Raw genomic sequence first — 13,299 nt, forward strand, 5'->3', positions numbered from 1 at the left:
GCATATCAGAGCTGTAGATTTATAAGAAAAACTAAGAACTACAACGAGTTATAGCTGTCTTTGAACGTCGTAAGCGACATTGTGGTGGGTCACTCGCCCTCTACCTTGCCGCCGTTGCGTGCCTTGCCAGCGCATAAAGCGCTCTGTTTCTGACCTCCAGCCCTTCGCCTTTCGCGACGGCGCTGGCCAGTATTCTTTCCGGAGAGCGGATGATCCGACCCTCGGCGTTGCTTGTGTTGTGCCTGACGTTACTGCTGCCCATGGCGGCGGTCGCACGTCTGGACGGCCCGCTGGAAGTGACCAAGCCTGGCAAGGTACGTGATCTGGCGCAAATTCGCTCCAGCCGCACCCTGCGTGTGTTGGTCAACCAGAGCCGCAACAGTTCCGGTGAAGTCCAGGGCCAGGCCATCGGTGTCGAATACCATCGCCTGCGGGCCTTTGAGCAATACCTGAACGGTCACGCCCGTGACGGTGAAGAAATCAACCTGAAGATTATTCCCAAGGCCAAGGACCAACTGCTCGGCGCGCTGGCCCGTGGCGAAGGTGACCTGGTCGCGCCGGGTGAATTGCTCGATGTGAAGGCCGTGCACAAAATCAGCAGCAGCGACCCGATTGCCACGGGTGTGCCGTTGTGGCTGGTGGGCGTGAAGGGCGAGCGGCGGTTTACCAAGCTGGAGCAACTGTCCGGGCGCACCCTGGCGCTGACCACCGGCAGTGCGGCGGCGGACGCGATCAACCAGGTCAACCAGAAACTGGCCCTGCACAAGCAGCCGCCGGTCAAGGTGGAATGGGTCGACCCGACATTGGCCGTGGAGGATGTTTTGGAGATGGTCCAGGCCGGGATCTTCCACCTCACCATTGTCGAGAAACCGATTGCCGAGCGTTGGTCGAAAATCCTGCCCAAGTTGCGCTTTGATCGGCAGGTGGCAATCAGCGAGCCGGGCGATGAGTACTGGTTCGTGCGCCAGGATGCCTCGATGCTGCGTGCCAGCATTGATCGGTTCCTCAAGTCTTATCGCACGCCTTCCGACCAGGACGTGGCGTTTCAGCGGATCTACCGACGCCTCTATCAAGTGCGTAACCCCCTGGCGCGCGCCGATCGCCAGCGTTTGGAAAAGCTGCGCCCGGTCCTGCAAAAACACGCCCGTGAGCAGGGTATGGACTGGTTGAACCTGGCGGCACTGGCGTTCAAGGAGTCGGCCTTTGACCCTGGCGCGCGCAACAGTGGCGGACCTACCGGCCTGATGCAGATCACGCCGTCGGCGGCGCAGCGCGTGGGCGTCAACAATATCGAGAGCCTCGACAGCAACGTGCAGGCTGGCGCGCGTTACCTGGCGATGATTCGCCGCAAATTCTTTGCCAGCCCAAAACTCAACGAGCGTGAACGCATGGCCTTTGTGCTGGCGGCTTACAACATGGGGCCAGAGCGTGTGCAAGGTATGCGTGCGGAGGCGCGCCGCCGAGGGTTGAACCCCAATCAGTGGTTCTTCCAGGTCGAACGTATTGCCATGGAGCAGGTGGGAATGGGTGGCGTCAGCTATGTTAATAGCGTGAACAAGTACTACTTGGCGTTTGATCGGGAGCGCGGGTCCCTGGAGCCGTCGGCGCCGAAGATCGCCTCGCGAAAATAATCGGTTTTATAGATAAGTATTAGGCATTTTTTCGGATTTTATCATTGCTTAATCCGATTAATATAGCGGCCAACCCACCCTACTTTGAAAAGGATTATCTCGATGAGCCCACTGATCAACCGCGTCCTGTCCACCCGTGCCGGTTACGGCCTGACCATTCTGCGAATTTTCGTCGGTATCATTTTCGCGGCACACGGCTCGCAAAAACTTTTTGGCTGGTTTGGTGGCTACGGCCTGGCGGGTACTGCGCAGTACATGGAAAGCCTCGGCCTGACACCGGGTACCTTGATGGCGGTGCTGTCAGGCGGTACGGAGTTCTTCGCCGGGCTGGCATTGATCATTGGTTTGCTGGTGCGCCCAGCCGCGTTGGGCCTGACCTTCCTGTCGCTGGTAGCGATTTTTTCGGTGCACATCCACAACGGGCTGTTCATGGCCAACAACGGTTATGAGTTTGCATTGGCCTTGCTCGGCGGCGCGCTGGCGGTCTTGCTGGAAGGCGCTGGTAAACTGTCAGTCGACCGCGCCATTGCCAACTGATACTCACGCAGCACCTTGAAAAAGCCCGCCATGCGCGGGTTTTTTCGTTGCTCGGGATTCTTGACACCGCCCCATCGGCTTCTCTAGGATGCTGCTCATGCGCCGATTTAAACAGCTAATTGCGGGGCGCCACTGGGACTCATTGCAGCCCGACAGAAGCCTGCGCTTATTCAGCGTCAGTATTCGAAATACCGCTAAAGCGCTGGTTCGGTGTTGCCTCTCACCTGCCCGCAGACTTTTGAGGCAGAGACACGACACGATGAATGCACTACGCCCCCTCATACGCCTGGCCCCGATCACTGCGGGCCTGACTCAACGTAATCCGAGAATCCTGCTGGGCGGCAAGCACCAGCCGACATTGCTGCGTTACCTGGACGGTTGGCCGCGTCGTAGCGGGCGGCCTTCGGCCTTCCTGATCCAGTTTGTGGAAGAGGGCGATTCCCTGGGCCGTTTTGCCAGCAACAGCTTTGATCTTGCCGTTATCCAGGCGCCGAGTGCCGGCGATGCCGATGAGGTGATTCGTCAACTGACGCGCATTGCCCGCCAAGGCTTGATTGCGCGTCGTTAAGGCGTCAGTGGCAGGCTGTAGCAACGACTGATCGCCGCCGTCGGTGGTAGACAAAAACTGCCCAGGCAATCAGGCATAACGGCAGCGGCACCGCACAAATCATCAGCAGTTTCAGGTTTCGTTCCATGCGATGCACCGATGCGTAAGCCTCGACCTTGAGTGCTTGCAACTCCATGGGCAGCCGCAGGCGTTCCTTATTGAGCGCTTGCAACTGGGTATTGGTGTCCACCGCTTGAGTGCCGAATTCTATGCTCGGCGGGTTTAACCGTTGCCACTCCTGTTCGGTTTGCTCAAGCCGTTTTTGCAGTTCCCCGGCTTTTTGCGTATAGGCCTGTGCGGCGGCCTCGCGCATCTGTTCCAGTGCCGTCGGGGCATCGCCCGCCATCACACGGGGTTGAATGTTCGCGAGAATGTTCGGGGCAGCCAGGTTGTCCAGGGTATTCAAGACAAACAGTACGTTGGTGTTAGGCGCCGAATTGATCACCGAATCCATCAGCAAATCCGTGTCGGCGACCACCACCACTTGGATGTTTGCGGCCTTTTGCAAACCGGGAGACTGTCCGCCGAGACCCTCTGGAAATGCGGAATAGGCCGGGCCCTCGATGCGGGCTGCTATCACCTGGCGTTGGCCGGGCGTCGTCCCGTCAATGAGTGAGTCGGATGCAGGCGCCGCTGCGACCCGGTCCGTGTCCATCAACGCGGACTGCCTGGAGCTTTGCAGCAGCGGCGTCAGCGTCGTACGGCCTTTCCTCACGCGCGACAGGGCGCCGCTGCTGGATACCACAACAGTGCTCAGTTTCCAGGTGCTCACATCGCTGGCTGTCATCGCTTGTCGTGGCAGGTTCAACCTGGCCGCGTGACGTAATGCCGGCGCGTCAGGGCTGAGTGAAGACGATAGGGCATAGACGTGGTCGACCAGTAGTTTGTCGGTCGGCATCTGTATGCCCCACGCGGCAAGCAGCCCGTCGAGCCGGGAATCCACCGCTGGCGTGTTCGCATCCGACGCGCTCACGGGATCAATGAAGATCATCAGTTTGCCGCCCCTCAATACGAACTGCTCAATCGCATACAGCGCGTGTTCGGGCAATGCGCGCGGATGCACGACCATCAGCGTGCCGATCGATTCAGGCACCTTGGAGGTGTTTGATGCCAGGCTCACCAGGTTGAAATGTTGATGCATCTGCGCCATCGCACGCCCGGCAGACTCATTCAGCGCCAGCCCCGTTAGCACAGCAATGGTGGGCGGGTCGGGGTGCATCAGTTTGTAGATCAGGTGGCTGATTTCATATTCAAGCAGTGGCTCGTCATCGCGGCTGAATACATCGATTCGTTGTGGGTTCTGGCCTGCGCGAGTGCCGATGAGGCCCAGAAAACCCTGCTTGTCGTCAAGGCCGAACAGTCCGGCTTTGTAGGCATCTTCTGAATAAGGTGCCGGATCAATAACATGCAGGTTAATCATGCCCTTTGATGCTTTCTCGAACTCATTGAGCAAGTCTTCCACCCGTTCACCGTAGCGTTTTAGTGCGTGGCTTCTTTTTGGATCATGGCTCGAATTGAAGTAATACAAGTCCAACGGGTGTTCGAGTGTCGCGAGTAAGTTTCGCGCTGCGGGCGATAACGTGTGTTTTTTTTGTTGTGAAAAGTCCCAGCGTACCTCAGGCAGGTTGTTGACCCAGGACAGATTAAAGGCCAGGAACAGTAGCAGTATGACCAACAGTGTCATGCCCGTACTAAGAGCGGATCGCATAGGTTGCTTCCCTTCTCAACTGGTTTTGTAGTTGAGTGTGACCGTGCTTGCCGATAGAAAGGCAAGGATCATGCTGATGAAGTACAAACTGTCGTGAAGGGTCAGTTTGCCATTGTCGATAGTCTCGAAACGCGCGATTGGATCAAGTGCGATCAAACTGTCGATTACCCAGATAGGCGCCTGATGTTCGAGTGCATCCAAGACAGAAGAAAGTCCGCTGGCTGTCAGCAATAAACCCAATGTCACCAGGAAAATAACCAGGCGGTGGCGCGCGAGTGTACAAATAAAACAACCGACAGACAGGTAGCTGCCAGCCAGCAACCAACTGGTCAGAAATTGTGAACCGATAACAAGGTTATCGGCATTGCCGAGACAGTTGGCGAGGATCACCACCGGAAACGTGAGCATCAACGCGATACCACACACGACCCACGCGGCCAGAAATTTTCCCATCACGCGTTCTGCTGAAGTCACGGGCAGTGTTTTCATCATGTCGCGCAAGCCTGCGCAGTGTTCATCCGCCCACAGGTGTGTCGATAACGTGGGAATCAACAGCAGATAAAGCCAGGGATGCAACTGGAAAAATACGTGCAAGTCGCCACTGTCCCGTTCCATCCACGGTGTCGTATACAACCCGAGCGCTGCACCCAGCACCAGAAAGGCGGCGACACTCAGGTAGGTGCTTGGCGTGCAGGCGTAACTGGCAAGTTGACGCTTGAAAATAACGGGCAGCAGCTTCAAAGGGATACCTCGTGGCTAAGACGGTGGACAACGTCATTCAGGCGCCCTGGTTCCAGACTCAGTGACGTGATGTTCCAACTGCGGCTGGCGATCAGTGCGTTTATATGGGGGTAGATGCTGTGCCCCGGCATGGCCAGAACAGTCACGGTGCCCGGCGCATGCCGGTCCTCTTCTATGCCGGCGACGCCGGGTAATACGGCAAGGGCCAGCAAATCCAGAGGGGTTTGCGCGGCGAGCGTGACGGCTTGGTGATGTCGGGAGTTGCGCTGCAAATCGGGCAGCGGGGTATCAGCCACCAACTGACCGTCTGCGATAACCAGCGCGCGCGCGCACAGAGTGGAAAGGTCATCGCAATGACGGGAGGCGATGATGACCGTCATTTCTTCGGCCAGGGACTGGATCAGTGTCTTGAACTTGAGCAGTTGATCCGGTGCCAGCCCCTCGTTCGGTTCATCCAGCAAAAGCAGGCCCGGTGTATGCAGGATTGCTTGGGCGATGGCTACTTTGCGCTTCAAGCCAATGGAAAGCGTATCGAGTGGCGCGTTGAGCAGCCGGGATAATTCCAGGCGCATGGCGACACGATCGACCCGGCTGCGTTTTTCAGCGCCGCTGAAACCTCGCACGTCAGCGATGAAATTGAGCATGCCTTTGACGGACATGGTCGAATGGCTGAGGCCGCTCTGGAGTTGATAGCCCAGGGCTTTTTGGGCCTGAAGTGGATGAGATTGGGTGTCGAACCCTTGGACGGTGATATGCCCGGCGGAGGGTTTAGTTACGCCTGCTATCAGATTCAACAGCGTAGTTTTGCCTGCGCCATGCTCCCCAAACAGGCCTATGCATTCCTGGCGTTCGGCGCAAAACGAGAGGTGGGTGATAACTTTTCTTTTGCCCAGGTGCTTTGTCAGGCTGCTTATCTCGAGCATTTGTTTACCGAATAAGTTTTGCGAGGCGTATGAATAGGTACCCGTCATAAACGGTTGAACGCCAAGAAGGTTACGTTTAAACATTGGACTTGGGAACGTGGGGACATGTTTATCAGATAAGTCCTACGTCAGATTGGATAACTTGCTGAAACAATTGCGCTGTTTCGAGCTTATTAATGGCCGGATGTTTATCTGGTGTTTATATAAGGTTTATTCTTTCGCAATGAGGCCTGAATAGCATGATGCTTCTACGTACCCTTGTTCTTGAACGCAGCGGCCAGGATGCACCGGTCAACGGCGCACTGCTCTGCGGGTTTGCCGTCGCGCAGACCGACGCCAACTTTCTTGTCTATAGCCTGGATGAAGAGGTCGAACCAGGTAACTCGAGAGTCTATATTGCGGCGTTACGCAAGAAACTTGATCGGTATTTCCTGGGCGGTGTGGAGTCCAAGGAAGACCTGCAAGTTGCCATGCAAGTCTTCAAGCAAATCCTGATGATGGCGGCAGCCTCCGGCACTAAGACGGGTGCGGCGGTCGAGTCTTCGACCCCGTTTCATTTTATTGATTTGAAAGGTTGCAAGTTGCCGCCTGCCAGGCCTGAGGATCATCATTCAATGATCATCAAGAAGGCCTTGGTCATGAAGGTCATTACCCTGGGCATGTCTGCGCCCGTGTTGCCGGCGATTGAAAGTGCTTCATTGATCGTGCCGTCCATTCGCTTCTCGTCGCAGATGGTGTCGCCGCCCCGAGCCACGAACCCACCCAAGGCCACCGAACAGCCTGTCAGCGAGCCTGTCGTGCCGCAACTCCAGGACTCTCCCGTTCCAATAACGCAGGCACCGGCCGAGCCGAGTGCACCGCCGGCTCAGCGTGAGCCCCTGGAACCTGTACCGCACAAACTTCCTGCCAAGATGGAACATGCATCTATGGTTGAGGTGGACACTACGCTGACCAGTCTCGCCAAGGTCGCCCAGGAACTGGCACAGCAGAAGCTTGCTGTTATCGAACGTGAGGAAATACTTGAGCAGTGGCAGGCTCGACTGGAGCAAGAGCAGGTCGCGCTGGATGAAAAGGGCGTTGCGTTGGAGCAGCACACCACGCAGTTGCAGAACCAGACATTGGCGGTTGACCTTAAGGCTGAGCAGTTGACGCTCGCGCTGGCGCACGTGTCGGGAATACGTGAGCGTCTGCAGGGTGTGCTGCTTGAGCTGGACCACGCGTTGGACGGCCAGGGTTGAATTGACGGGTTCTCTGGTCTGGCTACTTTTCAGGGTTCATTTATTATCAACCCCAGCCGGCCGACGCCAAGGCATGATGCTGTGGCGTATAGGCACCATTGGACATTGTCTGGGGATGCAAGCGTTTGAGTACCAAGCTGATTACCAAAGAAGGTCATGAAGCGCTGAAAAAAGAGCTCGATTACCTGTGGCGAGAAAAGCGCCCGGATACCACCCGCAAGGTGACCTGGGCGGCTTCCCTCGGAGATCGCAGCGAGAACGCGGATTACCAATACAACAAGAAACTGCTGCGTGAGATTGATCGGCGCGTGCGCTACTTGCGCAAGCGTCTGGAAGACATGCGGGTGGTGGAGTACATGCCTGAGCAGGAAGGCAAGGTGTTCTTCGGCGCTTGGGTGGACATCGAAAATGAGCAGGGCGAGACCAAGCGTTTTCGAATCGTCGGCTATGACGAAATTTATGAGCGCATGGATTACATCTCCATCGACTCACCGATGGCTCGGGCGCTGTTGCGTAAGGCGGTCGACGATGAGGCTATCGTGCAGACACCCAATGGTGAGGTGTGCTGGTGGATCACCGCTATCGAGTATGTGAAGTAGACGATGGCCAGCACGCGTTACGTGCGCTGGCCATCAGCCGTTTCAGCCTTCGCGCAGCACGGTCAGCGGGCTGGCATTCAGTGCGCGGCGCGTACCAAATACGCCGGCACCGCCGATCAGCACGGCACCGATCACGGGCAGCACGAGCAACCACGCATGTGGATGCCAGGCCAGGTCGAAAGCGTAGCGGTACAGCACCCAGGTGACGAGTTCCGTGCCGAGTGCCGCCAGCAGGCCGCTGACCGCGCCGAGCAAGCCGAACTCGATCCGCCGAGCCTTGACCAGCAACGTGCGCTCGGCACCCAGTGCACGCAACAGCGCACCTTGGCGAATGCGCTCATCCAGCGTGGCCTGCAGGCCCGAAAACAACACGGCCATGCCCGCCGCCAACACAAACAGCAATACGTACTCTACCGCCAGGGTCACTTGGGCAAGAATGCTGCGCAACTGCTCCAGCAAGGCTTCGACCTGCAATATCGTGACTGCCGGGAATGCTCGGGACAGGTCGACGATCTGCTGGTCATGCCCAGGCGCCAGGTAGAAGCTGGTCAGGTAGGTGGCGGGCAGGTCTTTCAGCGTGCCCGGTTGGAAGATCATGAAGAAGTTGGGCTGGAAGTTATCCCAGTTAATGGTCCGCAGGCTGGTGACCCGCGCTTCGCGATTCTCCCCACCGATGGTGAACACCAAGTGATCGTCCAGCTTGAGCTTCAGGCTTTCGGCGACCTTGGCTTCTACCGACACGCCAGGGATGCCATCGCCCGGTTGCTGCGACCACCAGGAACCTGTGGTCAGCACGTTGCCCGGCGGCAGGTCGGCCGCCCAGGTCAGGCTCAAGTCACGCTGTACGGCACGGTCCCCGCTGGAGTCTTTGCTGACGATTTGCTGCACCGCTTCGCCATTGATGCTGATCAACCGGCCCGGCACCACCGGATACAGCGGCGCTGCTTGCGCCTGCAGGTCCAGCAGGCGGGCGCCAAAGGCGTCCTTGTCGGCCGGCAGGATATTCAGGGCGAAATAGTTGGGGGCGTCCTTGGGCAACTGGTTTTGCCACGTGTCGAGCAGTTCGCCGCGCAGCAGGGCGATCAGGCCCATGGACAACAGGATCAGGCCAAACGCCAGGGACTGACCGGCTGCCGCCAGTGGGTGACGCAGCAATTGGCCCAGGCCCAGGCGCCAGGGCAGGGAGGCGCGCGCCAATAGCCGTCGCAAGCTTTGCAGCAACAACAAGAGCAGGCCGCCGAGGATCAGCGCTGCCATTACGCCGCCGCCCAGTAATGCGAAGGTCAGCACCAGATCGAGGCTCAGGCGCCACATGATCAGGCCAAGGGCGAACAGTGCGGCGCCGTACACCATCCAGGTACTGGAAGGGATCGGCAGCATGTCACGGCGCAATACCCGCAGCGGTGGCACGCGGCCCAGCGCCGCCAACGGCGGCAGGGCGAAGCCGGCGAGGGCAACCAGCCCGGTGCCGATACCTGCAACTGCCGGCAGCAACCCGCCGGGCGGCACGTCGGCCGGCAACAGGTCGTGCAGGAAATAGAACAGACCAAATTGCGCCAGCCATCCGAGCACGGCACCGGTCAGGCTCGCCAACAGGCCCAGCACGCCCAGTTGCAGGCTGAACAATACCATCGCTTCACGGCGTGACAACCCGAGGCAGCGCAGCAGGGCACTGGCGTCGAAACGTCGGCTGGCAAACCGGTTGGCCGACAGCGCCACGGCTACGCCGGCAAGCAACACCGCCACCAGGCTGGCCATGTTCAAGTAACGTTCGGCCTTGCCCAGGGCGCCGCCGATCTGCTGGTTGCCGTCTCGCGAATCCTGCAGGCGCTGGTTGGCGGCAAGGCCTGGCTTGACCAGGGCGCGATAGGTTTGCAGCGCTGTGCTGCCTTGGGGCGCACGCCACAGTTCGCGATAGCTGACGCGGCTGCCGGGCTGCACTACACCGGTTGCGTCCAGGTCCGAAAGGTTGATCATCACCCGAGGCGTGAGGCTGTAGAAGTTGCCGGCGCGGTCGGGTTCATAGGTCAGGATGCGAGCCAGTCGCAGGCTTTTCATACCGACGTCGATGCTGTCGCCGACCTTCAGGTTCAGCGCCGTCAACAGGCGAGCTTCCACCCAGGCTTCGCCGGGTTTCGGGCCGCCGCCCGGGGTTTCGGCACCGAATGGCTCTGCCGCGCTTTTCAGTTCGCCACGCAACGGGTACTGCTCGTTGACCGCCTTGATACTGGAGAGCTGGATGCCGTTATCCGTGGCGATAACGCTGGAGAATTCCACGATGCGCGCGTGATCGAGGCCCAGCTCGGTCCCGGATCTGATTTGTTCGGGACGCGCCGGCGAGCTGCCTTCGAGCACCAGGTCGGCACCGAGGAACTCGGTGGCACGCAACAGCATGGCGCCGTTCAGACGTGCACCGAAGTAGCCGATGGCAGTGCTGGCTGTCACCGCCACCAGCAGGGCGAAAAACAACACGCGCAATTCACCGGCGCGGGCGTCGCGCAGTAATTGGCGCATGGCAAGGCTGAACAGGCGCAACAGCGGCATACGTGCCATCAAGGCTCCAGGGGCGCGACCATCAGGCCGGCTTCAAGGCGGATCAGGCGTCGGCAACGGTGGGCCAGGCGCTCGTCGTGGGTGACCAGCACCAGGGTCGTGCCGCTCTCTTTATTGAGCTCGAACAGCAGGTCGCTGATGCGCTCGCCGGTGTGGCTGTCGAGGTTGCCGGTAGGCTCATCGGCAAACAGCACATCCGGCTCGGCGGCAAAGGCCCGGGCGATGGCGACACGCTGCTGCTCGCCACCGGAAAGCTGGCGGGGCGAGTGGGTCAGCCGTTGGCCCAGGCCGACGCGCTCCAGCAGGTACCTGGCGCGTTCGCGGGCGTCTTTGCGACCGTCGAGTTCCAGCGGCAGCATGACGTTTTCCAGGGCGTTGAGGCTGTCGAGCAATTGAAACGATTGAAAAACAAAACCCACGTGCTCGGCACGAATGCGCGCGCGCTGGTCTTCGTCGAGGGTGCTCAAGGCTTGGCCGGCGAGGGTGACTTCACCGCTGCTGGGCAGGTCGAGGCCAGCCAGCAGGCCGAGGAGGGTGGATTTGCCGGAACCGGAACTGCCGACGATCGCCAGGCTATCGCCCTTGTTCAGTTCCAGGCTCAGTTCGTGCAGGATAGTCAGTTCACCTTCCGCGCTGGGAACCACTTTGCTAAGGTTTCGCGCGGTGAGAATGCTTGCGCCCATGGAGAATCCGATGCGAATGTGGTTTTTGAGTGCTGGCCTGGCCTTGATGTGCATGGCCCAGAACGCAGCGGCGGGTACAGTCCTGATCGTTGGGGATAGTATCAGTGCCGGTTTCGGACTGGATACCAGCAAAGGCTGGGTAGCGTTGTTGGGACAACGGCTCAAGCGCGAAGGTTTCGACGATAAAGTGGTCAACGCCTCCATCAGTGGCGACACCAGTGCCGGAGGCCTGGCGCGGCTGCCGGCGGCGCTTGCAGAGCATAAGCCAGACGTCGTGATCCTTGAGTTGGGCGGCAATGACGGTCTGCGCGGCCAGCCGCCAGCGCAATTGAAACAAAATCTTGCGTCGATGATTGACCAGTCCAAGGCCGGTGGTGCCAAGGTGCTGCTGTTGGGCATGCAGTTGCCACCTAATTACGGGCCGAAATACACCACGGCCTTTGCCGAGGTGTACGGGGCCTTGGCCAAGGAGAAAAGTGTCCCGTTGGTGCCGTTTTTCCTCGAAGGCGTTGGTGGCCACCCGGAACTGATGCAGGCCGATCAGCTCCACCCGGCAGTCGGCGCCCAGGGCAAGTTACTGGAAAATGTCTGGCCGACGCTAAAACCGCTGCTATGACGCTTTTCTAGCGGCAGGCTTTCGGCTAAGGTGGCGCCCCCCCGATCTGGAGCCCCCGATGTCGCGCCCTGCCTGGTCCCTGTTCAACTACCAACTGATCGAGCCTGACGAGCAGCTGGATCTGTTCGCCTGCCAGGAAGTCCGGGTGCATCTGGTGGCGCGTCAACTGGAGTTGGGCGGCTCGATCGACCGCACGCTCTGCGGCACTTTATTGCCGGCGCAACCACGCTGGTCGGCGGTGGATCGTTCGATCTTTCAGGACCAGCGGTTGTGCCCGTTGTGCCGGGCGATTCTCGAATCGCAAAAGCGCGGCACGCCGCTGATCTGGCCGGAACTGCGCTTCGAATAGCAACGGCGCGGACAGATGCTTGCAGCGCGCTTCACGTATACAATCAATTTTTTCCTACCCGTCGTTCTGCGAAGGATTTTCCGGATGTTGTCGCGCCTTTCCGTCGTTACCTGCTGCCTGTCTCTCGCTGCTCTGTGTGCGGCCGGTTCGGCGTCAGCTTTGCAGTTGCCCTTGCCACCGCCGGGTGAAGACATCGTTGGTCAGGTCCAGGTGATCAAGGCCAAGTACGAAGACACCTTTGCCGACCTGGGTACCACCTATGACCTGGGCTACTCGGAAATGGTCGCGGCCAACCCGGGTGTCGATGCCTGGTTGCCTGGCGCGGGCACCGAAATTGTGCTGCCCACGCGTTTCATCCTGCCGCCCGGGCCCCGTGAAGGCATTGTGATCAACCTTGCTGAATACCGGCTCTATTACTACCCCAAGGGCCAGAATGTGGTTTACACGTTCCCGCTGGGGATTGGCCGCGAGGGCTGGGGTTCACCCGTCGCCCACACCACCATCACGGGCAAGATCCCCAACCCGACCTGGACGCCACCCGCCTCGATCAAGGCCGAGCATGCCGCCAACGGTGATCCGCTGCCTAACGTGGTGCCGGCCGGTCCGGATAACCCGCTGGGGCCGTTCAAGTTCACATTGGGCACGCCGGGCTATTTGATCCACGGCTCCAACATGAAATTTGGTATCGGCACGCGTACAAGCCACGGCTGCTTCCGCATGTTCAACAACAACGTGCTGGAGATGGCGAGCATGGTGCCGGTGGGCACGTCGGTGCGCATCATCAGCGATGCCTACAAGTTCGGCACCAGCGGCGGCAAGGTCTACCTGGAAGCGCATACGCCGTTGAATGATGACGGCACACCGTCGGTCGTCGACAAGCACACCGCGGTGATCAACGCCTTGCTCAAACGCGAAGACCTGGCCAATAACCTGCGGGTCAATTGGGATCAGGTGCGTGACGTGGTGGCGGCGGAAGACGGTTTGCCAACCGAAATTGGCGTACCGGGCGGCAACGCACCCGTGGTGTCGAGTACCCCGGTCGACCTGCAGCAATAAGCGCGCTCGATCAAACGCCCGCCCTGGCCTTGCGCTGCGGCGGGCTTTTTATTGCGCG

The 13,299-nt window shown here is 59.4% G+C and carries 13 protein-coding genes; 8 read left to right on the forward strand and 5 right to left on the reverse strand.

Annotated features, from left to right (window positions below; genetic code table 11):
• The first annotated feature begins 209 nt into the window (after nt 1-209).
• The 3 genes from CPH89_RS19620 (at nt 210) to CPH89_RS19630 (ending at nt 2,736) form a co-directional block, all read left to right on the forward strand.
• The gene (locus CPH89_RS19620; protein ID WP_053255130.1) at nt 210-1,631 is read left to right on the forward strand and encodes an MltF family protein; all 1,422 of its coding nucleotides are present in this window, start codon (nt 210-212) and stop codon (nt 1,629-1,631) included.
• Nucleotides 1,632-1,733: 102 nt separating this feature from the next.
• Nucleotides 1,734-2,168, forward strand: a complete 435-nt coding sequence (locus tag CPH89_RS19625) for a DoxX family protein (RefSeq protein WP_053255131.1) — start codon at nt 1,734-1,736, stop codon at nt 2,166-2,168.
• Nucleotides 2,169-2,427: 259 nt separating this feature from the next.
• Entirely contained in the window at nt 2,428-2,736 is a 309-nt protein-coding gene (locus CPH89_RS19630; RefSeq protein WP_053255132.1) for a hypothetical protein, read from the forward strand.
• 4 nt (nt 2,737-2,740) lie between these two features.
• Here the strand turns inward: CPH89_RS19630 and CPH89_RS19635 are convergent, their stop codons facing one another.
• Genes CPH89_RS19635 through CPH89_RS19645 form a run of 3 tightly spaced genes read right to left on the reverse strand, consistent with a single transcriptional unit; the run spans nt 2,741 to nt 6,147 of the window.
• Nucleotides 2,741-4,483 (reverse strand): Gldg family protein, encoded by a 1,743-nt coding sequence (locus tag CPH89_RS19635; RefSeq protein ID WP_053255133.1) that lies wholly within the window; start codon nt 4,481-4,483, stop codon nt 2,741-2,743.
• 15 nt (nt 4,484-4,498) lie between these two features.
• Entirely contained in the window at nt 4,499-5,224 is a 726-nt protein-coding gene (locus CPH89_RS19640) for an ABC-2 transporter permease (protein ID WP_053255134.1), read from the reverse strand.
• Nucleotides 5,221-6,147 carry an ABC transporter ATP-binding protein gene (locus tag CPH89_RS19645; RefSeq protein ID WP_053255357.1) on the reverse strand — a complete coding sequence of 309 codons (927 nt, stop codon included), beginning with the start codon at nt 6,145-6,147 and terminating at the stop codon, nt 5,221-5,223. The genes CPH89_RS19640 and CPH89_RS19645 overlap by 4 nt, the downstream gene beginning before the upstream one ends.
• A gap of 239 nt (nt 6,148-6,386) precedes the next feature.
• Here CPH89_RS19645 and CPH89_RS19650 point away from each other — a divergent pair, with 239 nt between their 5' ends.
• Together CPH89_RS19650 and greB are read left to right on the forward strand one after the other, a co-directional pair.
• Complete coding sequence (locus CPH89_RS19650; RefSeq protein WP_053255135.1) at nt 6,387-7,385, forward strand: hypothetical protein; 999 nt, start codon at nt 6,387-6,389, stop codon at nt 7,383-7,385.
• 125 nt (nt 7,386-7,510) lie between these two features.
• Nucleotides 7,511-7,984, forward strand: coding sequence for a transcription elongation factor GreB (gene greB / locus CPH89_RS19655; RefSeq protein ID WP_053255136.1), 474 nt, complete (start codon nt 7,511-7,513; stop codon nt 7,982-7,984).
• 42 nt (nt 7,985-8,026) lie between these two features.
• On the opposite strand, the gene CPH89_RS19660 is transcribed toward greB, so the two are convergent.
• Nucleotides 8,027-10,537 carry an ABC transporter permease gene (locus CPH89_RS19660; protein WP_053255137.1) on the reverse strand — a complete coding sequence of 837 codons (2,511 nt, stop codon included), beginning with the start codon at nt 10,535-10,537 and terminating at the stop codon, nt 8,027-8,029.
• Complete coding sequence (locus CPH89_RS19665; protein WP_053255138.1) at nt 10,537-11,220, reverse strand: ABC transporter ATP-binding protein; 684 nt, start codon at nt 11,218-11,220, stop codon at nt 10,537-10,539. Before CPH89_RS19665 ends, CPH89_RS19660 begins: the two co-directional genes overlap by 1 nt.
• Nucleotides 11,221-11,230: 10 nt before the next feature.
• Here CPH89_RS19665 and CPH89_RS19670 point away from each other — a divergent pair, with 10 nt between their 5' ends.
• The 3 genes from CPH89_RS19670 to CPH89_RS19680 all read left to right on the forward strand — a co-directional run bounded on the left by CPH89_RS19670 (nt 11,231) and on the right by CPH89_RS19680 (nt 13,241).
• The gene (locus CPH89_RS19670) at nt 11,231-11,836 is read left to right on the forward strand and encodes an arylesterase (protein WP_053255139.1); all 606 of its coding nucleotides are present in this window, start codon (nt 11,231-11,233) and stop codon (nt 11,834-11,836) included.
• 58 nt (nt 11,837-11,894) lie between these two features.
• Nucleotides 11,895-12,185 carry a hypothetical protein gene (locus CPH89_RS19675; protein ID WP_053255140.1) on the forward strand — a complete coding sequence of 97 codons (291 nt, stop codon included), beginning with the start codon at nt 11,895-11,897 and terminating at the stop codon, nt 12,183-12,185.
• Between the two features lie 84 nt (nt 12,186-12,269).
• Nucleotides 12,270-13,241, forward strand: a complete 972-nt coding sequence (locus CPH89_RS19680; RefSeq protein ID WP_053255141.1) for a L,D-transpeptidase family protein — start codon at nt 12,270-12,272, stop codon at nt 13,239-13,241.
• Nucleotides 13,242-13,299: the final 58 nt, after the last annotated feature.

Source organism: Pseudomonas fluorescens, from assembly GCF_900215245.1.
Lineage (GTDB): Bacteria > Pseudomonadota > Gammaproteobacteria > Pseudomonadales > Pseudomonadaceae > Aquipseudomonas > Aquipseudomonas fluorescens.

Excerpts from the sequence above, each read along its gene's own strand:
- CPH89_RS19620 (WP_053255130.1), top strand. The coding sequence starts at position 210 with ATGATCCGACCCTCGGCGTTGCTTGTGTTGTGCCTGACGTTACTGCTG.
- CPH89_RS19625 (WP_053255131.1), top strand. The coding sequence starts at position 1,734 with ATGAGCCCACTGATCAACCGCGTCCTGTCCACCCGTGCCGGTTACGGC.
- CPH89_RS19630 (WP_053255132.1), top strand. The coding sequence starts at position 2,428 with ATGAATGCACTACGCCCCCTCATACGCCTGGCCCCGATCACTGCGGGC.
- CPH89_RS19635 (WP_053255133.1), bottom strand. The coding sequence starts at position 4,483 with ATGCGATCCGCTCTTAGTACGGGCATGACACTGTTGGTCATACTGCTA.
- CPH89_RS19645 (WP_053255357.1), bottom strand. The coding sequence starts at position 6,147 with ATGCTCGAGATAAGCAGCCTGACAAAGCACCTGGGCAAAAGAAAAGTT.
- CPH89_RS19650 (WP_053255135.1), top strand. The coding sequence starts at position 6,387 with ATGATGCTTCTACGTACCCTTGTTCTTGAACGCAGCGGCCAGGATGCA.
- CPH89_RS19660 (WP_053255137.1), bottom strand. The coding sequence starts at position 10,537 with ATGGCACGTATGCCGCTGTTGCGCCTGTTCAGCCTTGCCATGCGCCAA.
- CPH89_RS19665 (WP_053255138.1), bottom strand. The coding sequence starts at position 11,220 with ATGGGCGCAAGCATTCTCACCGCGCGAAACCTTAGCAAAGTGGTTCCC.
- CPH89_RS19670 (WP_053255139.1), top strand. The coding sequence starts at position 11,231 with ATGCGAATGTGGTTTTTGAGTGCTGGCCTGGCCTTGATGTGCATGGCC.
- CPH89_RS19675 (WP_053255140.1), top strand. The coding sequence starts at position 11,895 with ATGTCGCGCCCTGCCTGGTCCCTGTTCAACTACCAACTGATCGAGCCT.
- CPH89_RS19680 (WP_053255141.1), top strand. The coding sequence starts at position 12,270 with ATGTTGTCGCGCCTTTCCGTCGTTACCTGCTGCCTGTCTCTCGCTGCT.